General features: G+C 70.0%; 28 protein-coding genes. 11 read left to right on the forward strand and 17 right to left on the reverse strand.

Annotation, left to right across the window (positions count from 1 at the left end; all coding sequences use genetic code 11):
- On the forward strand, window positions 1-450 hold a 450-nt coding region (def, locus tag VGT80_RS01375), incomplete at its 5' end, for a peptide deformylase (protein WP_327452232.1).
- 165 nt (window positions 451-615) lie between these two features.
- Here def and VGT80_RS01380 read toward each other — a convergent pair.
- Window positions 616-1,020, reverse strand: a complete 405-nt coding sequence (locus VGT80_RS01380) for a hypothetical protein (RefSeq protein WP_327452233.1) — start codon at window positions 1,018-1,020, stop codon at window positions 616-618.
- A 92-nt stretch (window positions 1,021-1,112) separates the two neighbouring features.
- Here VGT80_RS01380 and fmt point away from each other — a divergent pair, with 92 nt between their 5' ends.
- Window positions 1,113-2,039: a methionyl-tRNA formyltransferase gene (gene fmt / locus VGT80_RS01385; protein ID WP_327452234.1), complete on the forward strand. Its 927-nt coding sequence runs from the start codon at window positions 1,113-1,115 to the stop codon at window positions 2,037-2,039.
- Window positions 2,039-2,782: a tRNA pseudouridine(38-40) synthase TruA gene (gene truA / locus VGT80_RS01390; RefSeq protein ID WP_327452235.1), complete on the forward strand. Its 744-nt coding sequence runs from the start codon at window positions 2,039-2,041 to the stop codon at window positions 2,780-2,782. The genes fmt and truA overlap by 1 nt, the downstream gene beginning before the upstream one ends.
- A 110-nt stretch (window positions 2,783-2,892) precedes the next feature.
- Here truA and dapE read toward each other — a convergent pair whose 3' ends face one another.
- The gene (dapE, locus tag VGT80_RS01395) at window positions 2,893-4,041 is read right to left on the reverse strand and encodes a succinyl-diaminopimelate desuccinylase (protein WP_327452236.1); all 1,149 of its coding nucleotides are present in this window, start codon (window positions 4,039-4,041) and stop codon (window positions 2,893-2,895) included.
- Window positions 4,042-4,252: 211 nt separating this feature from the next.
- On the opposite strand from dapE, the gene VGT80_RS01400 reads away from it, so the two are divergent.
- The 3 genes from VGT80_RS01400 (at window position 4,253) to VGT80_RS01410 (ending at window position 5,561) form a co-directional block, all read left to right on the forward strand.
- Window positions 4,253-4,522: a hypothetical protein gene (locus tag VGT80_RS01400; RefSeq protein ID WP_327452238.1), complete on the forward strand. Its 270-nt coding sequence runs from the start codon at window positions 4,253-4,255 to the stop codon at window positions 4,520-4,522.
- An 88-nt stretch (window positions 4,523-4,610) separates the two neighbouring features.
- The gene (locus VGT80_RS01405; RefSeq protein ID WP_327452239.1) at window positions 4,611-5,075 is read left to right on the forward strand and encodes a cupin domain-containing protein; all 465 of its coding nucleotides are present in this window, start codon (window positions 4,611-4,613) and stop codon (window positions 5,073-5,075) included.
- A 3-nt stretch (window positions 5,076-5,078) separates the two neighbouring features.
- Window positions 5,079-5,561 (forward strand): cupin domain-containing protein, encoded by a 483-nt coding sequence (locus VGT80_RS01410; RefSeq protein ID WP_327452240.1) that lies wholly within the window; start codon window positions 5,079-5,081, stop codon window positions 5,559-5,561.
- Here the strand turns inward: VGT80_RS01410 and dapD are convergent.
- From dapD to argB, 3 genes are read right to left on the reverse strand one after another with little or no spacing between them, the layout of a single operon-like run.
- Window positions 5,558-6,385, reverse strand: a complete 828-nt coding sequence (gene dapD, locus VGT80_RS01415) for a 2,3,4,5-tetrahydropyridine-2,6-dicarboxylate N-succinyltransferase (RefSeq protein WP_327452241.1) — start codon at window positions 6,383-6,385, stop codon at window positions 5,558-5,560. The two genes, VGT80_RS01410 and dapD, sit on opposite strands and share 4 nt — an antisense overlap.
- Before the next feature lies 1 nt (window position 6,386).
- Complete coding sequence (locus VGT80_RS01420; RefSeq protein WP_327452242.1) at window positions 6,387-7,052, reverse strand: pyrimidine 5'-nucleotidase; 666 nt, start codon at window positions 7,050-7,052, stop codon at window positions 6,387-6,389.
- Window positions 7,049-7,978, reverse strand: a complete 930-nt coding sequence (gene argB / locus VGT80_RS01425) for an acetylglutamate kinase (RefSeq protein WP_327452243.1) — start codon at window positions 7,976-7,978, stop codon at window positions 7,049-7,051. The genes VGT80_RS01420 and argB overlap by 4 nt, the downstream gene beginning before the upstream one ends.
- Before the next feature lie 109 nt (window positions 7,979-8,087).
- Between argB and VGT80_RS01430 the strand changes: the two genes are divergently transcribed.
- Window positions 8,088-9,371, forward strand: coding sequence for an amidohydrolase family protein (locus VGT80_RS01430; RefSeq protein ID WP_327452244.1), 1,284 nt, complete (start codon window positions 8,088-8,090; stop codon window positions 9,369-9,371).
- Here the strand turns inward: VGT80_RS01430 and VGT80_RS01435 are convergent.
- The 5 genes from VGT80_RS01435 to rpmH all read right to left on the reverse strand — a co-directional run bounded on the left by VGT80_RS01435 (window position 9,368) and on the right by rpmH (window position 13,174).
- The gene (locus VGT80_RS01435; protein WP_327452245.1) at window positions 9,368-10,054 is read right to left on the reverse strand and encodes a polysaccharide deacetylase family protein; all 687 of its coding nucleotides are present in this window, start codon (window positions 10,052-10,054) and stop codon (window positions 9,368-9,370) included. The two genes, VGT80_RS01430 and VGT80_RS01435, sit on opposite strands and share 4 nt — an antisense overlap.
- Before the next feature lie 64 nt (window positions 10,055-10,118).
- Complete coding sequence (gene yihA / locus VGT80_RS01440; protein WP_327452566.1) at window positions 10,119-10,685, reverse strand: ribosome biogenesis GTP-binding protein YihA/YsxC; 567 nt, start codon at window positions 10,683-10,685, stop codon at window positions 10,119-10,121.
- Between the two features lie 83 nt (window positions 10,686-10,768).
- Window positions 10,769-12,571: a membrane protein insertase YidC gene (gene yidC, locus VGT80_RS01445; protein WP_327452246.1), complete on the reverse strand. Its 1,803-nt coding sequence runs from the start codon at window positions 12,569-12,571 to the stop codon at window positions 10,769-10,771.
- Window positions 12,572-12,585: 14 nt separating this feature from the next.
- Window positions 12,586-13,014, reverse strand: coding sequence for a ribonuclease P protein component (gene rnpA, locus VGT80_RS01450; RefSeq protein WP_327452247.1), 429 nt, complete (start codon window positions 13,012-13,014; stop codon window positions 12,586-12,588).
- Window positions 13,015-13,039: 25 nt separating this feature from the next.
- Window positions 13,040-13,174, reverse strand: coding sequence for a 50S ribosomal protein L34 (rpmH, locus tag VGT80_RS01455; RefSeq protein WP_111457208.1), 135 nt, complete (start codon window positions 13,172-13,174; stop codon window positions 13,040-13,042).
- Between the two features lie 157 nt (window positions 13,175-13,331).
- Here rpmH and VGT80_RS01460 point away from each other — a divergent pair, with 157 nt between their 5' ends.
- Entirely contained in the window at window positions 13,332-13,982 is a 651-nt protein-coding gene (locus VGT80_RS01460) for a Fe2+-dependent dioxygenase (protein WP_327452249.1), read from the forward strand.
- Window positions 13,983-13,991: 9 nt separating this feature from the next.
- Here the strand turns inward: VGT80_RS01460 and VGT80_RS01465 are convergent, their stop codons facing one another.
- Genes VGT80_RS01465 through cpaB form a run of 6 tightly spaced genes read right to left on the reverse strand, consistent with a single transcriptional unit; the run spans window position 13,992 to window position 20,836 of the window.
- A complete protein-coding gene (locus VGT80_RS01465; protein WP_327452250.1) occupies window positions 13,992-14,942 on the reverse strand; it encodes a type II secretion system F family protein in 951 nt (316 codons plus the stop codon).
- A 6-nt stretch (window positions 14,943-14,948) separates the two neighbouring features.
- Window positions 14,949-15,905, reverse strand: coding sequence for a type II secretion system F family protein (locus VGT80_RS01470; RefSeq protein WP_327452251.1), 957 nt, complete (start codon window positions 15,903-15,905; stop codon window positions 14,949-14,951).
- Window positions 15,906-15,907: 2 nt separating this feature from the next.
- The gene (locus VGT80_RS01475) at window positions 15,908-17,347 is read right to left on the reverse strand and encodes a CpaF family protein (RefSeq protein WP_327452253.1); all 1,440 of its coding nucleotides are present in this window, start codon (window positions 17,345-17,347) and stop codon (window positions 15,908-15,910) included.
- Window positions 17,347-18,543, reverse strand: coding sequence for an AAA family ATPase (locus tag VGT80_RS01480; RefSeq protein ID WP_327452254.1), 1,197 nt, complete (start codon window positions 18,541-18,543; stop codon window positions 17,347-17,349). The genes VGT80_RS01475 and VGT80_RS01480 overlap by 1 nt, the downstream gene beginning before the upstream one ends.
- A 3-nt stretch (window positions 18,544-18,546) precedes the next feature.
- Window positions 18,547-19,875 (reverse strand): type II and III secretion system protein family protein, encoded by a 1,329-nt coding sequence (locus tag VGT80_RS01485; RefSeq protein ID WP_327452255.1) that lies wholly within the window; start codon window positions 19,873-19,875, stop codon window positions 18,547-18,549.
- A gap of 22 nt (window positions 19,876-19,897) precedes the next feature.
- Window positions 19,898-20,836 carry a Flp pilus assembly protein CpaB gene (gene cpaB, locus VGT80_RS01490; RefSeq protein ID WP_327452256.1) on the reverse strand — a complete coding sequence of 313 codons (939 nt, stop codon included), beginning with the start codon at window positions 20,834-20,836 and terminating at the stop codon, window positions 19,898-19,900.
- A 163-nt stretch (window positions 20,837-20,999) separates the two neighbouring features.
- On the opposite strand from cpaB, the gene VGT80_RS01495 reads away from it, so the two are divergent.
- The 3 genes from VGT80_RS01495 to VGT80_RS01505 all read left to right on the forward strand — a co-directional run bounded on the left by VGT80_RS01495 (window position 21,000) and on the right by VGT80_RS01505 (window position 24,225).
- Entirely contained in the window at window positions 21,000-21,935 is a 936-nt protein-coding gene (locus VGT80_RS01495) for an aldo/keto reductase (RefSeq protein WP_327452257.1), read from the forward strand.
- Between the two features lie 29 nt (window positions 21,936-21,964).
- Window positions 21,965-23,182: a CoA transferase gene (locus tag VGT80_RS01500; RefSeq protein ID WP_327452259.1), complete on the forward strand. Its 1,218-nt coding sequence runs from the start codon at window positions 21,965-21,967 to the stop codon at window positions 23,180-23,182.
- Between the two features lie 74 nt (window positions 23,183-23,256).
- Window positions 23,257-24,225: a hypothetical protein gene (locus VGT80_RS01505; RefSeq protein WP_327452260.1), complete on the forward strand. Its 969-nt coding sequence runs from the start codon at window positions 23,257-23,259 to the stop codon at window positions 24,223-24,225.
- Window positions 24,226-24,443: 218 nt separating this feature from the next.
- On the opposite strand, the gene VGT80_RS01510 is transcribed toward VGT80_RS01505, so the two are convergent.
- Window positions 24,444-26,330, reverse strand: a complete 1,887-nt coding sequence (locus VGT80_RS01510) for an acetyl/propionyl/methylcrotonyl-CoA carboxylase subunit alpha (protein ID WP_327452261.1) — start codon at window positions 26,328-26,330, stop codon at window positions 24,444-24,446.
- Window position 26,331: the final 1 nt, after the last annotated feature.

Raw genomic sequence — 26,331 nt, forward strand, 5'->3', positions numbered from 1 at the left:
GTGGCCGCGGTGACCGACGAGCTGCGCGCGCTGATGGACGACATGCTGGAGACCATGTACGCCGCGCCCGGCATCGGCCTGGCGGCGATCCAGGTGGGCGTGCCCCAGCGGGTGATCGTCATGGACCTGGCCCGCGAGGACGAGCCCAAGCAGCCGCGCTACTACGTCAATCCGCAGATCCTCTGGGTCTCGGAGGAGACCGCGCCCTACGAGGAAGGCTGCCTCTCGGTGCCGGAGATCTATGACGAGGTCGAACGGCCGTCGCAGGTGAAGCTCAAGTACCTGAACTACCAGGGCGAGGAGATCGTCGAGGACGCCGAGGGTCTGTTCGCCGTCTGCATCCAGCACGAGATGGACCATCTGGACGGCGTGCTGTTCATCGACCACCTGTCGCGTCTGAAGCGCGAGCAGGCGATCAAGAAGGTCAAGAAGATGGTGAAGGCGGCGTAGACCATTTACCTTCTCCCCTTGCGGGAGAAGGTGGCCTGCGAAGCAGGTCGGAAGAGGGGTCGCGCGGACCTCACGCCCGCCGGTCGCCGCTGATCCGATCTTCAACCCCTCATCCGTCAGCCTGCGGCTGACACCTTCTCCCGCAAGGGGAGAAGGGCTGTCTCCTTACTTCTTCTCGGTCGTCTTTTCCGTCGTGGTGGTGACGGTGGTGGTGGTCGTGGTCGCGTCGTCGCCCTCGGCGTGGTGCTTCTTGGAGGCGTCCTTCAGCGCCGAGCCCAGGTCCTTCAGCGACCCCTTCAGCTCGCCGGCGGCCTTTTTCACCTCCGGGTCCTTGGAGATCGCCTTGATATCCTCGCCCGCGCCCTTGGCGCTGGTCTTGACGTCCTCGCCGAGCTTCTTGGCGTCGGCGCTGACCTCGGCGCCGGCCTTGTCTGTGCTGGTCTTCACGTCCGCCGCCGTGGCGTTGGCGTCGGCCTGGGTCTTGGCCTGATCGGACTTGCTGCAGCCGGCCACCGCGAAGGTGAAGCCCATCAGGGCGGCGGTGATCAGGGTCCGGTTCGGGGTCGGCATGGTCGCGCTCCTGGGGTCGGGCCTCTAACTGCCAAGCTTGGACCCGGGTTCCGGATTTTGCACACAAGCGCGGCGGCCGCTACAGGACGCCCATGCGCCTGGCCTTCCTGGGAACCCCCGACTTCGCGGTCGCCTCGCTGAAACGCCTCGTCGAGGCGGGGCACGAGATTGCGGCCGTCTATTCCCAGCCGCCGGCCCCGCGCGGCCGCGGCCAGGAGCTGAAGCCCTCGCCGACCCACGCCTTCGCCCTGGAGCACGGATTGCCGGTCCGCACGCCGGCCTCGATGCGCGACGCCGCCGAGATCGCCGCCTTCCGCGCCCTGGAGCTGGAGGCCGCGGTGGTGGTGGCCTTTGGCCAGATCCTGCCGCGCGAGGTGTTGGAGGCGCCGCGGCTCGGCGCCTTCAACCTGCACGGCTCGCTGTTGCCGCGCTGGCGCGGCGCGGCGCCCATCCAGCGGGCGATCATGGCTGGCGATCCGGTGACCGGGGTCCAGGTCATGCGCATGACCGAGGGCCTCGACGAGGGCCCGATCCTGGCCTCCCAGACCCTGCGCATCGGCGCGCTGGACACCGCCGCCACCTTGCACGACCGGATGGCTGAGGCCGGCGCCGATCTGCTGGCCCGCACCCTGCCCCTGATCGCGTCGGGCCAAGCGCGCGAGACCCCGCAGGCCGACGACGGCGTCACCTACGCGAAGAAGATCCGGCCCAGGGAGGCGCGCATCGACTGGACGAAGCCCGCCGCCGAGGTGGACCGCAAGATCCGCGGCCTGTCGCCCTTCCCCGGCGCGTGGTTCCAGCTGCCCGGCGACAAGGGGCCGGTGCGGGTGAAGGCAATGCTGTCGAGCCTGGAGGAAGGCGACGGCGCGCCGGGCGAGGTGCTCGATGACCGGCTGCTGGTGGCGGCCGGCGAGGGCGCGGTGCGGCTGCTGCGCGTGCAGCGCGAAGGCCGCGCGGCGCAGGACGCCGAGGTCTTCCTGCGCGGGGCGCCCGTAGCGCCCGGGACGAAGCTCGGCTGATGCCCCGCTACCGGCTCCTCATCGAATACGACGGCCGGCCCTATCACGGCTTCCAGGCGCAGGGCGCGCTGCCCTCCGTGCAGGCCTCCCTCGAGCGGGCTGTGAAGGGCTTCTGCGGCGAGACCCCGCGGGTGCAGACGGCGGGGCGCACGGATGCCGGCGTCCACGCCACCGGCCAGGTGGTCCACGTCGACCTCGCAAAGGACTGGAAGCCCGAGGTGGTGCGCAATGCGCTGAACGCCCACCTGGTCCCCGAGCCGATCGCGGTGCTGGAGGCCAGCGTCGCGCCCGAGGGCTGGCATGCGCGGTTCTCGGCGACCGAGCGGCGCTACCTCTACCGCATCCTCAACCGGGCGAGCCCGCCGGCGCTGGACCAGGGCCGCGTCTGGCATGTGAAGAAGCCGCTGGATGCGCAGGCCATGCATGCCGCCGCCCAGGCGCTGGTTGGCCACCACGACTTCACCACCTTCCGCGACCTCGCCTGCCAGGCGAAGTCGCCGATGAAGACCCTGGACCTGGCCCGCGTGCGCCGCGAAGGCGAGGCGGTGGTGCTGGAGTTCGCCTCGCGCTCCTTCCTGCATCGCCAGGTCCGTTCGATGACGGGGACGCTGGCGGAGGTCGGCGTCGGGCGCTGGACGGCGGCGGATGTGACGGCGGCGCTGCAGGCGCGCGACCGCAAGGCCTGCGGGCCGGTGGCCCCGGCCGACGGGCTGTATCTGACGGGAGTCAGCTACCGATCTTGACCGTCATCCACGGGCGCGCGTCAGCGCGATCCGGGGGACCCAAGTGGCCTTGCAATCTGACGATCAGCTTGGGTCCCCGGATCAGCCTGCGGCTGACCGGGGATGACGATCTATTTGAACGCCTCGAAATAGCGCGCGATCAGGCGTTCGTAGACGGCCTGCAGCATGCGGATCTCGGCGACGGGCGCGCGTTCGTCGACCTGGTGCATGGTCTGGCCTACGAGGCCGACCTCGACGACCGGGCAGAGCGCGCGGATGAAGCGGGCGTCGGAGGTGCCGCCGGTGGTGGAAAGCTCCGGCGCGCGGCCGGCGACGTCGGCCACCGCGGCGGCGACCAGCTCGGTGAAGGGTCCGGGTTCGGTGAGGAAGGCCTCGCCGCTGATCTGCGGCGTGACCGCGGCCTTGCAGGGCGTGCCTTCAGCGGCCTTGTCCGCCTCGGCGGCGATCCAGGCGGCGAGTTCAGCGCCCGTGTGGGTGGGATTGAAGCGGATGTTCAGCCGCGCCCGCGCGACGCCCGGGATGACGTTGGTGGCGGTGTTGGGCACATCGATCTTCGTCACTTCCAGGTTCGACGGCTGGAACTCGGGATAGCCCTCGTCGAGCACCCGGGCCTGCAGGGCGGCGAGCGCTCGGATCAGCACCGGAACCGGATTGGCCGCGCGGTGCGGATAGGCCACGTGGCCCTGGACGCCGGTGACCTCGATCTCGGCGTTGATCGAGCCGCGCCGGCCCACCTTGACCATATCGCCGAAGATTTCCGAAGAGGTGGGCTCGCCCACCACGCAGTGATCGATGGCCTCGCCTTCGGCCGCCAGGGCCTCCACGACGCGCTTGGTGCCGTCGAGCGCCACGCCTTCCTCATCGCCAGTGATCAGGAAGGAGATCGAGCCCGGGACCTGGCCGGCCGCGATAGCCCTGGCGGCGGCGGCGGCGAAGGCGGCGATGGCGCTCTTCATGTCGACCGCGCCGCGCCCGATCAGGACGCCGCCCACGACCTCGGCGGCGAAGGCGTCCTTCGACCAGGCGGCGACATCGCCAACGGGCACCACGTCGGTATGGCCGGCGAAGCACAGGTTCGGCCGCGTCGTCCCGTAGCGGGCGTAGAGGTTCTCGATCTCGCCGAACCTCATGCGGCGGCAGACGAAGCCGAGTCCGGCCAGGGTCCGCTCCACCACATCCATGGCGCCGGCGTCCGCCGGGGTGACGGAGGGCTTGCGGATCAGTTCGCGGGTCAGTTCGACGGCGTCTATGGCGGACATCGACCTGTCCTACCCGCCGTCGCTCGCACCGTCATCTCCTGCACGCGGCAAGGGGCGGCAATTGCAGAACGATTCCCAGCGTTTACCAGAAATATGCCGGAGAATCGGTAAATATCTTGCATACTCGGTAGATATGATCATAATACCAAGCATTCAGGCGGCGGCATGTTGACCCTACCGCCATCCTCGCGATAGAAAGGTATCATGACCCATGCTCAATATTCATTCAACCCATTCGCGTCGAATCGATAGGCAGATGCCGCCGAGGTCCGAAAAACACGCGAACTTCCGTCGCCTTGCGGTCGGCCGCACGGATCAAGTTTTGGAAGCGCTTCGGAAACTCTCCAATCTTTCCTCGGCCAACTACGAATTTGAAGATTCTGAGGTCGAGAAGATTTTCGATGCCATCGAGGCGGGCGTGGAGGAAGCCCGCGGCCGATTCCGTCGGGGCCTTACCAAGAGGGGCCGCTTCACTTTGTGAATGCCAGCGATTTCAGGAGAAGACGCCCGGTAGGTCCGCCGGGCGCCTTTTGCTATCTCGTGGTTGGCTCATAGGAGACGGACTGTCCATGCCGAAGCTGGATCTGGCCGCCATCGCGCCCAGCACGGGCTGCAACTATCCGGCGCCGTTCGCCGAAATCTGCCTGGGCGCCGATTGGCGCAAGCTGGGGGACGCCGCCGGCCTGACCGATTTCGGCGTCAACCTCGTGCGCCTGCCGCCTGGCAAATGGTCGAGCCAGCGGCACTGGCACTCCGAAGAGGACGAGTTCCTCTGGATGCTGGAGGGCGAGGTGGTGCTGGTGGAGGACGACGGCGAGCAGGTGCTGCGGCCCGGCGACGCCTGCGGCTGGAAGGCCGGCGTCGCCAACGGGCACCACGTGCAGAACCGCGCCGACCGCGACGCCGTCTATCTGGAGGTAGGCTCGCGGCGGCCGCAGACCGACGGCTGCGACTATCCCGACATCGACATGGTGTCCCACCCGCAGGGCGCGCACTACCGCCACCACGACGGCACGCCTTATCCGCAGGACTGACGAATGCCGAAGATCGATATCGACGCCGCCCCCACCCGTTTCGGCACGGGCTATCCGCCACCCTACGACGAGCCGTGCAAGGCGCGGCGCCGCTGGAAGCTGGGCGACGCGGCCGGCCTGACCCAGTTCGGGGTCAACCTGATGCGCCTGCCGCCGGGGTCCTGGACCAGCCAGCGGCACTGGCACACCGCCGAGGACGAGTTCGTCTGGGTGGTCGAGGGCGAGGTGGTGCTGGTCACCGACGAGGGCGAGCAGGTGCTGCGCGCCGGCGACTGCGCGGGCTTTCCGGCAGGCGTCGCCAACGGCCACCATATCCAGAACCGATCGGACGGCGAGGCGGTGCTGTTGGAGGTCGGCTCGCGCGCGCCCGACACCGACGGCTGCGACTACCCGGATATCGATTTGGTGCTGGACGAGGGCGCGACCGAGTACCGCCACCGCGACGGGCGGCCTTATGAGGATACGAAGACGGCGCGCAGCCGCTAGTCGCGCAGCAGTTCGTTGATGCTGGTCTTCGAACGCGTGCGTTCGTCCACCGTCTTCATGATCACCGCGCAGTAGGTGGAGGGCAGGGACGGGTCGACGGCGTTCGGGCGCGAGCCGGACATGATCACCGAATAGGGCGGCACCTCGCCGGTGATCGTCTCGCCCGTGCGGCGGTCCACGATGGGCGTCGTGGAGGTCAGGTAGACGCCCATGGAGATCACGCAGCCCTCGCGCACGACGACGCCCTCGGCCACCTCGGAGCGGGCGCCGATGAAACAGTTGTCCTCGATGATCGTCGGATTGGCCTGCAGGGGCTCAAGCACCCCGCCGATCCCGGCGCCGCCGGAGATGTGGCAGTGCTTCCCGATCTGGGCGCAGGAGCCGATGGTCGCCCAGGTGTCGACCATGGTTCCCTCGTCGACATAGGCCCCGATGTTGATGAAGCAGGGCGTCATGACCACGCCCTTGGCGATGAAGGACCCCTTGCGCACGACGGTCCCCGGCAGGCAGCGGAAGCCGGCGGCGGCGAAGCGGGCGGCGTCCCAGCCGGTGAACTTCAGGGGGACCTTGTCCCAGTAGGGGCCGGGCGCGTCGGCCTCGACGATCTGGTTGGCGGTCAGGCGGAAGAACAGCAGGATCGCCTGCTTGGCCCACTGGTGGGTGGTCCAGATCCCGTCGGCGCCCCGCTCGGCGACGCGCAGGGTCCCGGCGTCCAGGCGTTCGAGGGTCTCCAGCACCGCCTCGCGGAGGGGTCCTTTGGTGTCCGGGGTGATCGCCTCGCGATCCGCCCAGCCCTGTTCGATGATGGTCTTCAGCTCGTCCATATCAGGCGGCGTCCTTGAGCTGGGCGTCCCTCAGGAAGGGCGCGAGCGTCGCGGTCTTGTACTGCACGAAGGGCGCGGTGGAGGCCGGCGCGTGCGGGCCGACCAGGACGGTGGTCATGCCAAGCGCCGCGGCCGGCGCCAGGTTGCGCTCGGAATCCTCGAAGAAGGCGGTGGTGGCGGGGTCGATGTGGTGGGCGGCGTTCATCCGCTCAAAGACCCGGGGATCGGGCTTGGGCACGTAGCCGAACGAGCCGATGTGGAAGACCTCGTCGAAGAGGTCGCCGAGGCCCAGGCGCTCGAGCACCCGGCGCGCATGGACGTCGTCGGCGTTGGTGAAGATCAACCGCCGGCCTGGTAGGCGCTCAAGCGCGGTGGTCAGCTCGGGGTCGCGCGACAGGCCCTCCAGCGACAGGTCGTGGAAGGCGGCGTGGAATTCCGCCGGGTCGACGCCGTGGTGCAGGGTGAGGCCGGTGAGGCTGAGGCCGTGATCCTTGAGGTAGACCTTCTGCAGCTTGAAGGCCTCGTCACGCTCCAGGCCGGTGACCTTCATGACGAAGGCGGTGATGCGGCGCTCGATCTCGCCCATGAAGCCGCTCTCGACCGGATAGAGGGTGTTGTCCAGGTCGAACAGCCAGGTGTCGATGTGACGTAGGTCCGCGCCGCTCATTTGCAGACCAGCGTGCCCGCCCCGTGCTCGGTGAACAGCTCGACGAGCATGGCGTGCGGCCGCCGCCCGTCGAGGATGACCACGGCCTCGACGCCGGCCTCGACCGCAGCGATGGCGGTTTCCAGCTTGGGGATCATGCCGCCGGTGGCGACGCCGTCGGCGATGGCCTTGCGGGCCTGTTTGACGGTGAGCTGGCGCATCAGCTCGCCCTTCGCATCCAGCACGCCGGCCACGTCGGTGAGCAGCAGCATGCGCTTGGCGCCCAGCGCGCCGGCCAGCGCCCCGGCCACGGTGTCGGCATTGATATTGTAGGTCTCGCCACTGGCCGAGACGCCGATCGGGGCGACCACGGGGATGTAGTCCTCCTCGGCATAGATCAGGGCCTGCAGGATCTTGGGATCGACGGTCTTCGGTTCGCCCACGAAGCCCAGGTCGACCATGCGCTCGACCTCGGAATCCGGGTCCTTGGCCGTGCGGGTGACCTTCTCGACGACGATCAGGCGGGCGTCCTTGCCCGACAGCCCCACGCCGCGCACGTCGGCCTCGGCGCCGGCCTGGGTGATCCAGCTGGCGATCTCCTTGTTGATCGCCCCGGAGAGGACCATCTCGGCCACCTCCATGGTGGCTTCGTCGGTGACGCGCAGGCCGTCGACGAAGGTCGACTTCACCCCGGCCTTGGCGAGCCAGGCGGAGATCTGCGGGCCGCCGCCGTGGACGATCACCGGGTGGACGCCCAGCATCTTGAGCAGCACGGCGTCGGCGGCGAACAGCTTGGCCACCTGTTCCTCGCCCATGGCGTGGCCGCCGTACTTGATGACCACGGTCGAGCGGTCATAGGTCTGGATATAGGGCAGGGCCTCGGCCAGCGTCCTGGCGGTCGCCCAGCCCTCGCCTTCCTTGGTCTGGCCTTGGGTGTCGTCGCTCAACGGGCCTGCTCCGGTCGTCGGAGCGCTCCGATAGCGGACGCGCCGCCCCCTGTCACCTTTGCGGCCGCATGCTAAGCCTTGGCTGCAAGTCGCGTGATGGGGGTTCTCGATGAAATGGCTGAAGCTGGCGGCCGCGGCCGCGGCCCTGTGGGCGATCGCGGCAGGCGCGAGCGCCAGGACCGTGGCGGTCTCGGCCGACCGGGCGCTGGACGTGGTGAGCGGGCGCTATGTCGAGCGGCCGCTGGTGGTGATCGTCGATGGGCGGATCGCGGCGGTCGAGCGCCAGGGCGACGCGGTCCCGGCGGGCGCGGAGCGGGTCGACCTGCCGGGCGTGACGCTGGTTCCGGGCCTGATCGACATGCACGTTCACCTGACGTCGACGCACCAGTACGGCGGCTATCGGCGCTTCGAGTTCACCGACGGTTTCTGGATCGCCATCGGCGTGCGGCAGGCCAAGGACACCCTCGACGCCGGCTTCACGACGGTGCGCAACGTCGGCGCGGAGTTCTACGGCGACGTCGCCCTGATGCAGTCGATCGACGAGGGCTTCAATCCGGGCCCGCGGATCATTCCGGCGACCAACCTGATCGGGGCGACCGGCGGCCATTGCGACGAGACCTATCTGCCCCCCTCGTTCAACGCCTCCGAGCCGTCGGTGATCGACAGCCCCGACGCGGGGCGGCGCATGGTCCGCCTGCTGCACAAGTACGGCGCCAAGGTGATCAAGATCTGCGCCACCGGCGGGGTGTTCAGCCATGGCGATACGCCCGGCGCCCAGCAGCTCAGCTACGAGGAAATGAAGGCGATCGTCGACGAAGCCCATGCGCTGGGCCTCCGGGTCGCCGCCCACGCCCACGGGGCGGCCGGCATCAGGGCTGCGATCCTCGCCGGGGTCGACACCATCGAGCACGCCAGCCTGGTGGACGACGAGGGGATCCGGCTGGCCTTGCAGCACGGCGCCTGGTTCGGCATGGACATCTACAACACCGACTACACCCAGGCCTTCGGCAAGCAGAACGGCATCCCCGAGGAGAGCCTGCAGAAGGACCGCGACATCGGCGAGATCCAGCGGCAGAACTTCCGCAAGGCGTTGAAGGCGGGGGTGAAGATGATCTTCTCCACCGACGCCGGGGTCTATCCGCACGGTCTGAACGCCAAGCAGTTCGCGGTGATGGTCCGCTATGGGGCGACGCCCCTGCAGGCGATCCAGACGGCGACGGTGAACGCGGCCCAGGCGCTAGGCGGGAACTGGACCCACGACGTGGGCCAGATCGCCCCGGGCCGCTTCGGCGACCTAGTGGGGGTGAAGGGCGATCCGCTCAGCGACGTCACCGTTCTGGAACATCCGGTGTTCGTGATGAAGGGCGGCGAGACCGTGCTGCGCCGGCCCTAACGCGCGTCGGCGATCAGATCGCCGACCGTCACGATCCGCAGGCCCTTGGCCGTCAGTCCGTCCAGGATCATCGGCAAGGCCGCGCGGGCGGTCCGGTTGGTCGGGTACATGGCGTGAACGAGGATTATGGCGCCAGGATGCGCCTGGCGGACGATCTCATCGGCGAAGGCCCGGGGGTCCGTCGTCGCCGGGTCCTCGACGTCCCAGATGATCATGGCGAGGCCGTGCCGCTTCACGGCGAGCGGCAGGCCCATGAGTTTCTTGCCGTAGGGCGGACGGAAGAACCGCGCCTCTGCGCCCGCCGCTTTCAAGGCGGCCTGGGTCCGCTCGATCTCCTGGTCGTAGAAGCGCGCTGAGCGGCCCACCATCCGCACATGGCTGAAGCTGTGGTCGCCCACCTCCTGGCCCGCGGCCAGCAGCGTCGCGACCATCGCCGGGTGCTTGGCGACGTCCGCGCCGATCAGGAAGAAGGTCGCGTGCGCCTGCCGCCGCTCCAGCTCGGGGAGGATGGCCGCGAGCCCGTCGGCGGTGGGGCCGTCGTCGAAGGTGAGGGCGACCTCGGGCCGGCTCGTCGCGACACGGCAGATCGGTGCGAGTCCCAGGGCGAAACAGCGGGCGCGGCTGAGCTGATAGAGGCCGAGGGCTGCGCCAGCCACGACGGCGAGGCCGACGGCAGCCGCCAAGGCGATTGTTCGACCCCGCATGCGCACCCCCGAGCCAGGAATAGCGCGGTGAGCCGGCGACCGGCTAGAGCCCGCAGGCGGCGAGAATCTCGGCGCGCAGCTCGGGGATGCCGGCGCCCTTGGCCGCCGAGGTCGCCAGCACGCGCGGGAAGGCGGCGGCGCGGCGGGAGATCTGTTGCAGCGTCTTGGCGGTGACCGCCTCGACCTCGGCGGGCTTCAGCTTGTCGGCCTTGGTGAGCACGATCTGGTAGGAGACGGCCGCCTCGTCGAGCGCGTCGAGGGCCTCGGTGTCGACCGACTTCAGGCCGTGGCGGGCGTCGATCAGCAGGTAGGCGCGCTTGAGGTTCGGGCGGCCGCGCAGGTAGTTCCGGCCGAGGTTCTGGAACCGGTTGGCGGCGCCGCGGCTGACCTTGGCGAAGCCGTAGCCGGGCAGGTCGACCAGGCGCAGGGCCTCGTCGGCGACGAAGAAATTCACCTCACGCGTGCGGCCGGGCTCGTTGGAGGCGCGCGCCAGTTTCAGCCGGCCGGTGACCGCGTTGATCAGCGAGGACTTGCCGACGTTGGAGCGGCCGGCGAAGGCCACCTCCGGCAGATCGGCGTCCGGCAGGCCCTCCATCTGGACGCAGCCCATCAGGAAACGCACCTCGCCGGCGAAGAACTTGCGCGCCCGCTCCAGCGCCTCGGTGTCAAAGATCTCGTCCGTCCGGGCCTCGCTCACGCGTGGGCGCCGGGACGCCCCGTCAGCCGGTTGATGATCCGGTCGATCGGGTTGTCCACCTTGAAGCGGCGCATGATCACGTACTGCTGGAGCGTCGTCAGGATGTTCGACCAGGTCCAGTAGATCAGCAGGCCCACGGCGAACGGCGCCATGATGAAGGTGAAGATGATCGGCATCAGCTGGAAGATCTTCTGCTGGGCCGGATCCGGCGCCGGGGGGTTCATCGAGGTCGAGAGCCACATGGTCACGCCGTAGATCAGCGGCATGACGCCGATGTGCAGGGTGGTGTCGAGGATGCCGCCCAGCAGCGGCGCGTGCGCCGGGTTCCAGGGGACCAGGCCGAACAGGTTCCACACGGTGGTCGGATCGCGCGCCGAGAGGTCCTGAATCCAGCCGAGGAAGGGCGCGTGACGCATCTCGATGGTGACGGTCAGCACCTTGTAGAGCGAATAGAACACCGGGATCTGCAGCAGGATGGGAAGGCAGCCGGCCAGCGGGTTGACCTTCTCGCGGCTGTAGAGAGCGAGCATCTCCTGCTGCTGCTTGGCCGGGTCGTCCTTGTATTTTTTCCGCAGCTCCTCCACGAGCGGCTGGACCTTCTTCATCTTGCTCATCGACTCGTAGGACTTGTTCGCGAGCGGGAAGAACAGGCCGCGGACCACCACGGTGAGCAGCAGGATGGCGATCCCGAAGGTCCCCACGTGCTGGAAGATGTACATGAGCAGCGAAAAGATCGGCCGGGTCAGCCAGAAGAAGAACCGGCCCCAGTCGACGGCGTCGTCGAAGCGCGGGATGCCCAGGTTCTGCTCATAGGCGCGCAGCACCGGCACGGTCTTGGCGCCGGCGAAGACGTGGGTGACGGCGGTCGCCGACTGGCCGGGCGCGACGGCGCGCGGGGCGGCGGTGAAGTCCGCGTCGAACAGATCGACCGCGCCCTCCTTCTTGTGGTCGAAGCGGCCGTGCACGCGCTCGGTCTGGGCGGGCGCCACGGCGGCCAGCCAGTATTTGTCGGTGATGCCGACCCAGCCGCCCTTGGAGTCGGTCTCCGAACCGCCGTTCTTCGCCCACTTCTTGTAGTCGATGAGCTGCAGGATGGGCTTGTCGAGGCCGAGCGCGCCCACCGCGCCCTCGTGGACGATCTGGCTGTTGGCGGGCTTGTCGGGCAGGCCCTGGCGCTGGATCGAGCCATAGGGGGCGAGCGTCACCGGGGCGGGGCCGCTGTTGGCCACCGTGTCGGTGACCGTGAACATGAACTTGTCGTCGACCGAGATCTGGCGCGTGAAGGTCAGGCCCTGGCCGCTGGCGTAGGTGAGCGTGATCGGCGAGGCGGGCGTGAGCGTCGAGCCCTGGCTCAGCGTCCAGACGGTGTTGTAGGCCGGCAGGCCCGGCACGTTCTGACCGGTCCAGCCGAGGTCGGCGAACCAGGCGCGGGGCAGGCCCTCGGGGCGCAGCAACTCCACCGGTGGGGAGTTCTTGTCGACCGTCTCGCGGTACTGCTTGAGGGAAATGTCGTCGATGCGGCCGCCGCGCAGCGCGATCGAGCCCTTCAGCGAGGGCGTGTCGACGACGACGCGGGGGCTGGCGGCGAGCGCCGTCTGGCGGGTGATGACCGGGGGGGCGAGGTTCGCGCCGCCGGGCGGCGTGGCGGCGACCGCCTGGGCCTGGGCCACCGCGGCGGCATGGGCCGCCTCGACCTGGTGCCGTTTCGAGGCGGGCGCCAGGACGAAGAAGTTATAGAGAACGAACAGCGCCAGGGCGCACACGAGGAAGATGATCGTGTTGCGGGACTCGTCTTGCATCGGCGGGCGGACGCTCAATCGTCTTTTGAGGAAGGGGCGGAGGGTCGGGCGGAACGGCTGAGATCGGGCGCCGAGCTGTCGCGGTCAGCGGCGAGCCTTATCAGCGCGCTTTTCACATCGTCAAGCAGACGCTCCCACGGCCGGGTGGTCACACCGCCGCGGGCGATGAACACATAGTCGACTCCGGGCCGCGCCAGGGCGGGCAGCAGCAGGCGGGCGGCCTCGCGCATCCGGCGCTTGGCGCGGTTGCGCACGACGGCGCCGCCGACCCGTTTGGTGGCGGTGAAGCCGGCCCGGACCAGCCGGTCCGCCCCCTCGCCATTTTCCGGGCGGATTCGCGCCTGCACCACGATCGCGCCGCGGGCGCAGGAGGGCGCGCGGGCGCAGGCCAGGAAGTCGGCGCGCTTCTTCAGGCGTTCGATGGTGAAGACGGCGTCGGCCATGCCGACACCATATAGTAAGCCTTGCCTAGGCGCTCAGGCGCTTGCGGCCCTTGGCGCGGCGGCGGGCGAGCACCTTCTGTCCATTCTTGGTGGACATGCGCAGGCGGAAACCGTGACGGCGCGCGCGCACGAGGCGAGACGGCTGAAAGGTGCGCTTCACGAGAGGGCTCCGGGTCGAAAATCGAGCGGCGGTGGATATCTTCATGCGCTGCGGAAGTCAACCACGCGCCCGGCCCGGCGGTGTCGCACGCCCGCGCCATTGCCTCAACCGGTCCGCTCGGCTTCACTCGCGGCCCCTAACAGCTGTGGATGTCCAGGTGCTGATCGTAGAACAGGTGCTGCACGGCGAGGATCTGGCGCGCGTCAGATCGGCGCTCGACGGCGCCGCCTTCACCGACGGCAAGGTGAGCGCCATGGGCTCGGCCCGTGAGGTGAAGCGCAACGCCGAGGCCGCCGACGCCTCGCTGGCGGAGCTGCGGCGGTTCGTGAAGCAGACCCTGGGCGCGAACGGCAAGGTGTCGGGCTATGCGCGGCCGGTGCGCTGGGCGCCCTTGATCTTCTCGCGCTATGGCCCGGGCGACGCCTACGGCGAGCACGTGGACGCGCCGTTCATGCGCGCGGACGACGGGGCCGAGATGCGGGCAGATCTGTCGTTCACCCTGTTCCTGGACGATCCGGCGTCCTACGAGGGCGGCGAGCTGGTGCTGGACAGCCAGCGGCGGCCGCAGCCGATCAAGCTGGCGGCCGGGGATGCGATCCTCTACCCGACCTCGGTGCTGCATGCGGTGGCCCCGGTCCGCTCGGGCGCGCGCCGCGCGGCGGTGGGCTGGATCGAGAGCCGCATCCGCGACGCCGAACAGCGGCTGTTGCTGCACGAGCTGGAACTGGGCGTGGCCGCCCTGCCGCACGACGCCAACCGCCGGCGGCTCACCGCGGTGTTCGCCAACCTGATGAAGATGTGGGGCTGAACCCCCGGCCTACTGGCCGTTGCCGAAGACGTGGGCCAGGCGGGCCGCCGCGGGCAGCATCAGGGCGCCCAGCAGGCAGGGGAAGATGAACAGGATCAGCGGCACGGTCAGCTTGGCCGAGAGCGCGAGGGCCTTCTCCTCGGCCTTCAGCATCCGCTTGGAGCGCATGTCCTGGGAAAAGACGGCCAAGGTCTCGCCGAGGCTGGTGCCCATCTCCTCCGACTGGCGCAGCATGGTGGCCAGCGTGCGGGCGTCCTCGATGCCGAGGCGCTCGGCAAAGCTCTGCCAGGCGTCCTTGCGGGCGCGGCCGGCGCGCAGCTCGAGGGTCAGCGCGCGCAGGTGGATGGTCAGGTTCGGATAGCGGCGGGCAAGTTCGTCGGTGACCCGGCTGACCGCGGCGTCGAGGCTGAGGCCCGCCTCGACGGAGGCGACCAGCAGGTCCAGGAGATCGGGGAAGCCGTCGAGGTATTCCCGCTCGCGGCCCGAACGGCGCAGGTTCAGGACCTGGTCGGGGCCGAGGATGGCGGCGCCGGCGAAGGCGAAGGCCACCATCAGGCCGCCCATGCCCTTGCCGCCGGCGATCATCGGCAGGGTGAGCACCACGCCGAGCGTCGCCAGCACCAGGGCCGCGGCCCGGACGCCCAGATAGATCACCGGCGCCTCGCGGCTGTAGAAGCCGGCCTGCATCAGCCGGGTGCGCAGCAGGGACAGCTTGGCCGGGTCGCGCACGGCGCTCTGCTGGCCGAGCCGGCGCACGCCGGCCAGCACCTGGCCGGCGATCGCCCCGCCGGGGACGGCCTTGGGGCCGCCCGCGCCGCCGGCCGTCGCCGTGGCCAGGCGCGAGCGCCGCACGGTGCGCAGCCGAAGCTCCGTCGCCGCCAGCCAGCCGCCGCCGGCCAGCGCGCCGGTCAGGAGCAGGAGGCCCGCGCCATAGATCAGGGTGTCGAGGGTAAACGCCATGGTCGCCTACAGCCTCATGTCGATCATCTTGCGCATCACCAGGTTGCCCACGCCGAGCCAGCCCAGGAGGCCGATCAGGCCATAGCGCACCATCCCCACGTGCCAGACGTCGCCGTAGAAGTGGGGATTGGTGACGTTGATCAGGCCGAATGCCACGAAGGGCGCCGAGGTGAGGATCATCGCCGAGGCGCGGCCCTCGGCGGAGGCCGCCTTGATCTTCAGGCGCATCTTGTGCCGCTCGCGCACCGTGGCGGCGTTGAGTTTCAGGAGGCCGGTCAGATTGCCGCCGGCCCGCTCCTGCAGGCGCACGGTGGCGGCGAACAGATCGATGTCGGGATGCTGGCAGCGCTCGGACATGCGCTCAACGGCCTGGGCCAGCGTCGCCCCATAGGCGATCTCGTCGGCGGCCATGCCGAACTCCGAACCTACGGGGTCGCTCATCTCGCGGCCCACCAGGGCGATGGCGGTGGGCACCGGGTGGCCGGCCTCCAGGCTGCGGACGATGATCTCCAGGGCCTGCGGCAGCTGGAAGCCCAGCGCCTTGCCGCGCCGACCGGCCGCGAATTTCAGATAGAAGACCGGCAGGGCCGCGCCGCCCAGCAGCGCGCCGACCGGCACGGCCAGCAGGGCATGGGTCAAGGCGAAGGCCCCGATGCCGGCGATCAGGGCGACCGCCCCGACATAGGTCAGCCACTTCTTCTGATCGTAGGGCAGGCCGGAGGCCACGATCAGATTGGACAGCCACTGCAGGCGCCCGGCGCGTTCGCCGCTGGCGGTGAGGCCACGCTGCTTGCGCAGCTCGATCACCAGGGCCGAGATGCCGTCGACCTTGTCGGCGACCTTCAACCGCTGGGTCAGCTTGCGCCGCTCCTTCGCGGTGGTCATCAGGCCGATCGCCGCCTGGCCCGCGGTGAACACCGCGGCGAACACCAGGATCATGAAGATGGTCTTGTCGCCGCCCATGGTCAGCCCAGCGGCTTGGAGGGGTCGAAGTTGGTCACGTCGTAGGGGATGCCGCGGCGGATCATCTCGTCGAGGCAGCGGGGGCGCAGGCCCGAGGCGCGGAACTCGCCGTGCACCGCGCCGTCCGGATCTGTGTGGGTGCGGTTGAAGGTGAAGATGTCCTGCATCTGCACCACCTGGCCCTCCATGCCGACGATCTCGGTCACGTGGGTGACCTTGCGCTTGCCGTCCGACAGGCGGTTGACCTGCACCACCATGCCGACGGCCGAGGCGATCTGGGCGCGCATGGCGTCGGGGCTGAGGCTCAGGCCCCCCATGGCGATCATCTGCTCGAGGCGGCCGATGGCTTCGCGCGGATTGTTGGCGTGGATGGTGGCCATGGAGCCTTCGTGGCCGGTGTTCATGGCCTGCAGCATGTCGAAGGCTTCCTCCGAACGGACCTCGCCCAGGATCACCCGGTCGGGACGCATGCGCAGGGCGTTCTTCACCAGCTCGCGCTGACGGATCTCGCCCTTGCCCTCGATGTTCGGCGGGCGGGTCTCCATGCGGACGACGTGCGGCTGCTGCAGCTGCAGCTCGGCGGCGTCCTCGATGGTGATCAGGCGCTCACCCGGACTGATGGCGGCCGACAGCGCGTTGAGCAGGGTGGTCTTGCCCGAGCCGGTGCCGCCGGAAATGACGGTGGAGACCCGCGCCTTCACCGCCCCGTGGAGGAAGTCGGCCATGGACTGGGTCATGGCGCCGAATTCCACCAGCCGCTCCAGGCTGAGCGGCTTCTTGGAGAACTTGCGGATGGAGACCGCCGCGCCGTCGATGGTGACGGGATTGATGGCGGCGTTCACCCGGCTGCCGTCCGGCAGGCGGGCGTCGACCATGGGCTGGCTCTCGTCGATGCGGCGGCCGACGCCGGCGACGATGCGGTTGACGATGCGCAGCAGGTGGTCGTTGTCGCGGAAGTGGACGCCGGTGAGCTCCAGCTCGCCACGCCGCTCCACATAGACCTGGAACGGCCCGTTGATCAGGATGTCGTTGATGGTGTCGTCCTTGAGCAGGGGCTCGATCGGACCCAGGCCCACCATCTCGTCGTAGATCGATGCGCCCAGCTCCTCGAGCTCGGCGGTGTTGAGCGCCAGCCGCTCGGCGCGGGCGAAGTCGGCGACCAGGTTGTTGACCTGCCGGCGAAGCTCCGCCTCCTCGAGCTGCTCCAGCTTGGAGAGGTCGAGCTCGTCGATCAGCCGGGCGTGCAGCTTCAGCCGCATGTCGATGTGCTGCGGCTTGCCGGCCGGGGCGCCGGCGGGCGCGGACTTGGCCGCGGGCTTCGGGGCCGGCGCGACCTTGACGGCGACCGGCGCGGGCGCGGCGACCGGCCGGGCGGCCTTGGGCTTCTCCGCCTCGGGCGGGGCCGCGGCGGGCGCCGCGCGGCTCAGGCTGAAGCGGCCCATCAGGCGGCCCTCGTCGTGGCGTCACGCCGCGCGGACTCGGCGGCCAGCGTCTCCACCAGGGCCAGCACGTCCTTGACGATCTTCGACTTGGGCCGGTGCTGGGCGATGGGGCCGCCCAGGTTCACCGAGGCGGCGGCGGCTTCCCAGTCGGAGCTGACCCCGCCCAGCGCCTTGCGCTGCAGGGCCCGCTCGGCCTCGGCCATGGAGGGCGCGGGACCGAACATGCGGCTGGCCAGGCGGTTGAGGACGATGCGCGGCTTGAGGCCCGTGCCCAGGGCCGTCTCGATCTCGTCGGAGAGCGCCCGGGCGGCGAGCAGGGCCGGCACCGTCAACTCGGAGATCACCAGCACCTCGTCGGAGCCGGCGAGCGCCTCCAGCGTCCAGTCGCGGCGATGGCGAGGCATATCGAGGATCACCCAGTCGTAGCTCTCGCAGGCGATCTCCAGCACGCGCAGCACCGTCTCGCGCGAGGCGGCGTCGAAGGCCTGCGGCTCGCGCGGGTGGGCCAGCAGATCGAGCCGCTCGCTCACCGGGGTGGCAAAGGCCCGCAGCATGGCCTGATCGATGCGTTCGGCCGAGGCGCCGAAGTCGGCGAGCCGCATGCCCGGCGTGGCCCCGAAATAGGCCGCCGCCGCGCCGTCGGCGAAATTCAGGTCGATCAGGCAAACCCGTTCCTTGCCCTCCTGCACGGAGAGCGCGTGGGCGATCTCCACCGCGACGGTGGTGGCGCCGGAGCCGCCGACCGCGCCGGTCACGGCCCAGCAGCGCGAGGCGCCGGCCGGCGACGGCGGAGGCGCGGCCATCCCCGCCAGGAGGCCGGCCATGGCCGCCGTCAGCTGTTCCGGCGAGAAGGGTGATTCGAGGATGTCGGCATGCTCCAGGCGGAGCAGGTTGCGCACCAGGCCGGCGGGCAGGTTGGCGCCGGTCATCAGCACCGGCGGCGGCGACTTGGCCAGCGCCAGGGCCTTGACCGCGGCGGCCAGCGCCGGCGCCTCGCACGCGTCGGCGTCGATGAGCACCAGGTCGCAGTCGGCAAGCTTCAGGCCCTCCAGCTGCGCGATGGCGCCGGAGGCGACCTGGGCGCCGGCCAGCGGACCGTCGGTGAGCGCCGCGAGGCTCTCGCCGATCGCCAGCACGCGGCGGCCCTGCAGGCCGGCTGCGGACAGGGCCGGCGCCTTGTCGGGGAACGGGGCCATGGGCTAGCGCCCGCCCGGGCCGGCCAGCGGCTTGTCGAGGGCCACGCCCTTGAGGATCAGGTCCGCGGGGCTTGGCTCGTGGCCGGCGATCGCGGCCTGCTGTGCGGCGGCGTCGGCCAGGTCGCTCGGCCCCACCATGCGCGGGGTGACAATGATCACCAGCTCGGTCTCATTGTTCTGCCAGCGGGTGGAGCGGAAGAGGGCGCTCAGCACCGGAATCTCGCCCAGCCCGGGCACCTGGCTGACGGTGTTCTGGTAGTTGCGCTGGAAGAGGCCGCCGATGGCGAGCGAGGCGCCGTCGCGCAGCTCGACCACGGTCGAGGTCTTGCGGGTAATCAGGCCGGGCACGGTGAAGCCGTTGACCCGCAGGGCGTTGGACGGATCGAGCTGGCTGACTTCGGGGGCGACCTCCAGCCGGATCAGGCCGTTGTCCTGGACCACCGGCTTGAAGTCGAGCTTCACGCCGTACTGGCGGAAGTCGAGGGTGATGACCACCTGGCCGCTGCTGCTCGACTGCGGCACGGGATAGGGGAACTCGCCGCCGGCCAGGAAGCTGGCCTTTTCGCCGGAGAGGGCCACCAGGTTGGGCCGGGCGAGGGTGTGGATCAGGCCCTTGTTCTCCAGCGCCGCCAGCTGGACGTCGATGGAGGTGTGACCGGCCCCGCCGGTGAGCGACAGCAGGGCGTTGGGCGAATCCGAGCCCACCAGGCCGCGGCCGGTGAGGAACTGGAACGAGTTGTTCTGCACGGAGGCGCTGACGCCCACGTCGTGCAGCAGGGAGCGCGAGGCCTCCAGCACGCGGACCTCCAGGATCACCTCCTGCGAGGCGCGGACGGTCAGGCTGTTGGTGACGAAGTCAGGCGCGTATTTCTCGGCCATCTTCTGGGCGCGGGCCGCGACGCCGGTGTCGGAGACCTGGCCGGTGAGCAACAGGCCCTGGCCGGCGTTGCGCACCTGGATGTGCTGGCCCGGGAAGGCGACGGCCATGGCGTCCTGCATGCCCGCCGCGTCATAGGCGACGTCGATGTCGATCACCTCGGCGAGGCGGCCGCCGGGGCCGTAGACCAGGGCGTTGGTCGAGCCGATGTCCTTGCCGCGCACATAGAAGGTGCGGTCGGAGGTGGCGACCACCTGGGCGATGTCGGTCTGGGCGACCACGATCTTGCTCGCCGCCTCGTTGAGCCGGAAGGCCAGGGTCTTGTCCTTGGGCACGGTGATCCGGCGGTCCACCGCCGGTTCGCTGGACATCGGCTGGGCGGCATGGGCCGGGGTCGAGGCGACCGCGGCGAAGGCCAGGGCCGCGGCGAGCGCGCCGAGCAGGGGACGCATCATGAGCGGGTTACTTTGCATGGGGTCAGGCCGGCGACTTGCCGGTGAACGAGGCGGCGGACGCCGAAGCCGAAGCCGAAGCCGAAGGCGCGGCCAGGGCCGCCGGTGCGGCCGCCGCCGGCGTGGCGTGGCCGTGGCCGCCGCCGGAGTATTCGACGATGGTGATCAGACCGGAACCGCTGCGCACGGAGGCGTGCCCACGATGGCCCTCGTGCGGGCTCCCGCCGCCGGCGACGAAGTCACGGGTGGCCAGCATGCGCACCGGCTCCGCATCGGCCGCGCCGGTCCGGCGCAGGGCCAGCGACAGGGCGCCGAGGGTGGCGGCGATCGACAGCTTCTGGGCGTCTTCGACCGACACCTCGAGGGTGGCGTTCTTCGGCTCGGCCGGCTTGTTGGAGCTGAGGTCGGCGTTGAGGTCGACGCCCAGGACGCGAACATTCTGCAGCACCACGTCGGAGACATAGGTGCGGTTCTGGGCGGTGGGCGTCAGGTCGCGCATCAGCACCACGTCCACCCGGTCGCCGGGCAGGGCGTGGCCGCCGACGCCGGCCACGTCGTTCACCTTGATGGTGTAGGCGCGCATGCCCTCTGCGATCTCGGCGGCCACTGAGGGGCGCGCGCCGGGGCCCGAGAGCTTGATGGGCAGCAGCGCCTCATGGGCGGCGATCGGCTGCAGCGCCACGGGCGCGCCGCCGTGATCCTGGCTCAGCACCTGCTCGACGGTGGAAAAGGCGCCCTGCGGCGCGGCGTTGGCGGGCATCCGCACGAGGGTCAGCATGCCGGCGTCGAGCTTGTCGCCGTACTTGATGTCCTTGGCGGCCACGACCACCGGCGCGCCGACCGCGACGCTGGCGGCGACCGGCTTGGCCACCGCGGTGTTGGGCAGCACGGTCTTGGCGACGAAGAGAGCGGCCAGGCCCAGCGCCGCCGAGGCGCCAAGACTGACGATGGTGATCATGCGCATATGCCAAAGCCCGCCGAAACCATGAGATCGTTCATAGGGTTAGCGGCCCCGCCTTGCGATATCGCCAACAAACGCAGTGAACGCCGGGAAACCATTCCGAATGGCCGGGGCCGGGGCGATGGATTAGGGTCCGGCCCGCTCAACCAAGAACGAGGGGACGACCATGAAGCTGCGCCGTTTGGGGGCCTCGGGCCTGAAGGTCAGCGAGGTGGGCCTGGGCTGCAACAACTTCGGGATGCGCATCGACGAGAAGCAGACCCAGGCGGTGGTGGATGCGGCGATCGACGCGGGCGTCACCCTGTTCGACACGGCCGACATCTATGGCGCGACGAAGTCGGAGGAGTTCCTCGGCAAGGCGCTGGGCAAGAAGCGCAACAAGATCGTGCTGGCCACCAAGTTCGGCATGCGCCACGGCGACAACGAGGCCAAGAAGGGCGGCTCCCGGCGCTGGATCATGCGGGCGGTGGAAGACAGCCTGGAGCGGCTGAAGACCGACCACATCGACCTCTACCAGTTCCACAGCCCCGACCCGGACACGCCGATCGAGGAGACGCTGCGGGCGCTGGATGATCTCGTGAGCCAGGGCAAGGTGCTCTACATCGGCAACTCCAACTTCGCCGGCTGGCAGATCGCCGACGCTCATTGGCAAGCGAAAAACGCGGGCTCGAGCCCGTTCGTCTCGGCCCAGAACCAGTTCTCCCTGCTGGAGCGCCGCGTGGAGCACGAGGTGCTGCCGGCCTGCGAGCGGTTCGGCCTAGGTTTCCTGCCGTTCTTCCCTCTGGCCTCGGGGCTGTTGTCGGGCAAGTACAAGCGCGGCGAGGCGCCGCCGGAGGGCACGCGGCTGGCCGCGTGGGGCCCGCGCGGCGCGCAGGCGCTGAGCGACAAGAACTTCGACAAGGTCGAAAAGCTGACCGCCTGGGCGGCGGAACGCGACCGCACGATCCTGGAGCTGGCCTTCGCCTGGCTCTTGGGCCATCCGGTGGTGTCCTCGGTGATCGCCGGGGCGACCAGCCCCGAACAGGTCCACGCCAATGCGGCGACCGCCGACTGGGCGCTGAGCCCGGCGGAGGTGGCCGAGGTGTCGAAGCTGGTGGCGTGACCTAGGGTCCGCGGGCTTACGGGGGAGGCATGTACGATCTGCTGAAGGGCCTGCGCGTGGTCGAGGGGTCGGCCTTCGTGGCCGCGCCGACCTGTGGGCTCTATCTGGCGCAGTTCGGGGCCGAGGTGATCCGCTTCGACAACATCGGCGGCGGGCCGGACTTCCGTCGCTGGCCGCTCGCCGACAACGGATCGAGCCTCTACTGGGAGGGGCTGAACAAGGCCAAGAAGTCCGTGGCGCTCGACCTTGGCCGGCCGGAAGGCCGCGAGATCGCGCAGCGGCTGGCGACCGCGCCGGGCGACGCGGGCGGGCTCTTCGTCACCAACTTCCCGGTGGACGGCTTCCTGTCCTACGAGACGCTCAAGGCGCTCAGGGCCGACCTGATCTGCCTGCGGGTGATGGGCTGGGCCGACGGCTCGCAAGGCATGGACTACACGATCAACGCCGCCCTTGGCCTGCCGCAGATGACCGGCCCGGCCGACGACGATCGGCCGGTGAACCATGTGCTGGCCGCCTGGGATTTGCTCACCGGCGCCTGGGGCGCCTTCGCCCTGGTGTCGGCCCTGATGGCCCGGCAGCGCGACGGGCAGGGCCGCGAGATCCGCGCGCCCCTGTCGGACATTGCGGCGGCGACCATGGCCAACATGGGCTTCATGGCCGAGACGCTGTTCGCGGGCCAGCAGCGGCCGCGGATGGGCAACGACGTCTATGGCGCCTTCGGGCGCGACTTCACGACGCGCGACGGCGTCAAGCTGATGATCCTGGCGATCACGCCCAAGCAGTGGTCGAAGGCGGTCGAGGCCCTGGGCCTCAGCGGCGAGGTGGCGGCGCTGGAGGGCGAGCTCGGGGTCTCGTTCGCCACCGACGAGGGTCTGAGGTTCGCCCACCGCGCGCGGCTCTATCCGCTGTTCGAGCGGGCCTTCGCGGGCCGCACCGCCGCGGAGCTTGCGCCCGCCTTCGATGCCGGCGGCGTCACCTGGGGCGCCTACCAGCCGCTGGAGGCCGCGCTCAAGGATCCTCGACTTTACAAGGACAATCCGCTGTTCCAGGCGATCCAGCATCCCAGCGGCCTGACCTACGCGGCGCCCGGCGCCATGGGAACCATCCCGCAGGACGAACGGCGGCCGGTGGCGCCCGCGCCCAAGCTGGGGCAGCATACCGACGAGGTGCTCAGCGAGGTGCTCCAGATGAGCCAGGCCGAGATCGCGCGGCTGCACGATGCGGGCGTGGTGGCGGGGGCGTCCTAGGCACAGGTCATGTGCGACTTTTTCGCTTGCCTCGGCGCGGGCCGTCCCGGAGCCTGGGCGGCGGGGGATTTGAGATGCGCCGCATCGGCCTGCTGATCGCCATTCTGGGCCTCTCGGCCGCAAGCGCCGCGGCCGCGCCGTACCACCCGCCGCGCAACGCCGTCGGCCAGCCGGACCTTGGCGGGGTCTGGACCTCCGACTACGCCATGCCGCTGGAGGCGACCCCCGGCGTGCCGCTGGTGCTGGACGAGGCCGCCGCCAAGGCCTTCGCCCGCCAGCTCGCCGACGCCGTGCATGGCTACGCGGCGTTCAAGATCGACGGCGAGGTGCAAGACCTCGCCGAGCACAACGCCAGGTCCGGACTGGGCGTCGTCCAAGGCCAGCGGCGGACGCGCCAGGTGGTGCTGCCGCTCGATGGGATCATCCCGATGACGGCCCGCGCGCGCGGCCAGGTGCGCGCCATCGAAACCTTCATCCGCAACAGCGAGGACCCGCCGATCCCCACCGATGGTCCCGAGGGGCGGCGCAACTGGGAGCGCTGCCTGGTGGGCCAGGGCCAGCCGCCGATCATGGTCACCAACGACATCAACCCCCGCGAGATCCTGCAGACGAAGGACGCGGTGGTGGTGCTGAGCGAGTACGGGCCGGACCTGCGGGTCATCCCGCTCACCGACAAGCACGGGCCGAAGACGTTCGACGGACCGCTCGGCGACTCCATCGCCCGCTGGGAGGGCGAGACCCTGGTGATCGAGACCATCCGCCTGCCGGCCGCGGACACCGTGCGGCCGCTGCCCACCCTGCTGGTGCCGCCGAGCGCGGTCGTGGAGGAGCGCTATCGGCGGGTGTCGGACAAGGAGCTCCTCTACCAGTACACGGTGAAGGACCCGGCGATCTACACGGGCCCCTGGCTGGCCGAATATTCTCTCTACCGGACCAAGCAGCCGATCCTCGAATTCGCCTGCCACGAGGGCAACTACGCCTTGCCCGACATCCTGGCCGGCGCCCGGGCGATCGAGCGCGAGAAGGCGGCGGCGCGGAAATAGGCCGCCGCGCCGATCTCAGGGCCGTGGCGCCTGGACGGTGTCGGTGTGGCGCCGCTCTGTCTGGATGACAAGGCAGCCGGACAGGGCGATGGCGGCGATCGCGAGCAGGACGATGGGACGAAGCTTGGACATGGCGGGACCCCCCTTTGGGTGTTGCTACGGCCAAGCTTGATCGCGCCCCGCGGCTGAACAATGGATGAACCGCGTTCTCCGGGAATTCAGGCTTCGAGCACCGCCAGGACCTGACCCTCCACCACCTGGTCTCCGACCTTGGCGGAGAGGCTCGCCAGCTTGCCGTCGAAGGGGGCGGTCAGGGCGTATTCCATCTTCATGGCTTCGAGGGTGAGCAGGGTCTGGCCCTTGGTTACGGCGTCGCCGGCCTTGACCGAGACGGCGGTGACCTTGCCGGGCATGGGGGCGCGCACCTGGCCGTCGCTGGCGGCGCCCTCGGCCGCCGCGGCGCTGGGCGGATGGGTGGCGAAGGCGAAGGCCTCGCCGGCCTCGAAGACCACGATCTCGTCGTCGTCGGTAACCAGCACCGAGCGGGGCTGCACGTCGTCGACGACCTCGGCCACGATGGCCTGGCCATGGCGGAACAGGCGTACGGAGGACGAGGGCTCCGCGTTCAGGCGGAAGCCCACCAACTCGCGCCAGGGCGAGGGCTCGGGCTCGATGAAGTCATCCTCGGCGGCGAGGATCGCACCCGCCGCGGCGGCGGAGAGGGCGGCGGCCGACGGCTCGGCGTCGTCGGTCAGCGCGGCGAGATTGCGCTCGATGAAGCCGGTGTCCACGTCGCCGGCGATGAAGTCGGGCGCCTCCAGGCAGCGGCCGAGGAAGCCGGCGTTGGTCTTCACCGGCCAGACCTCGACGTCCTCGCAGGCCTGCGCCAGCTCCATCAGCGCCGCCTCGCGGGTCGGCGCATAGGCGACCAGCTTGGCGATCATCGGATCGTAGAAGGCGGTCACCTCGCCGTCCTCGTCGACGCCGGAGTCGACGCGCAGGCTCGAGGGCAGGCGGAAGTGCTTGAGGCGACCCGTGGAGGGCAGGAAGCGCCCCTCGGCGGTGTTCTCGGCATAGAGCCGGGCCTCGACGGCGTGGCCGGTGAGCTTGATCTGGTGTTGCGTCAGCGGCAGGGGCTCGCCGGCGGCGACGCGCAGCTGCCACTCCACGAGGTCGAGGCCGGTGACCATCTCGGTGACGGGGTGCTCCACCTGCAGGCGGGTGTTCATCTCCATGAACCAGATGCGGTCGGCGCGCAGGCCCTCCGAGGCGTCGGCGATGAACTCGACGGTGCCAGCGCCGCGGTAGCCGACGGCCAGCGCCGCCTTGACGGCCGCCGAGGCGACCGCCGCGCGGGTCGCGGCGTCCATGCCTGGGGCGGGCGCCTCCTCGATGACCTTCTGGTGGCGCCGCTGCAGGGAGCAGTCGCGCTCGAACAGGTGAACGGCGGCCCCGTGGGCGTCGGCAAACACCTGCACCTCGATGTGGCGCGGGCGGGTGACGTAGGTCTCCAGCAGCACCCGGTCGTCGCCGAACGCGGCCTTGGCTTCGCGGCGGGCGCTGGTCAGGGCGGCTGAGAAGTCGGCGGCCGCATCGACGCGGCGCATGCCCTTGCCGCCGCCGCCGGCCACCGCCTTGATCAGCACCGGATAGCCGATACGGGCGGCCTCCTTGGCGAGCGTCTTCTCGTCCTGGTCCGCCCCGAGGTAGCCGGGGGTCACCGGCACGCCGGCCTTTTCCATCAGCGCCTTGGCGGCGTCCTTCAGGCCCATGGCGCGGATGGCGGCGGGCGGCGGCCCGACCCAGGTGAGGCCGGCGGCCATCACCGCCTCGGCGAAGTCGGCGTTTTCCGAGAGGAAGCCGTAGCCGGGATGGATGGCGTCGGCGCCGGTTTCACGCGCCGCGGCGATGATCTTCTCGCCCACCAGATAGCTCTCACGCGCGGCGGCGGGGCCGATCGGCACGGCTTCGTCGGCCTGGCGGACGTGCAGGGCCTCGGCGTCCGCCTCGGAATAGACCGCGATGGTGCGCAGGCCCATGCGGCGGGCGGTGGCGAAGACGCGCACGGCGATCTCGCCGCGGTTGGCGACCAGGAGGGATTTCATC

The sequence above is a fragment of the Phenylobacterium sp. genome (assembly GCF_035944335.1).
Classification (GTDB): Bacteria; Pseudomonadota; Alphaproteobacteria; order Caulobacterales; family Caulobacteraceae; genus Phenylobacterium.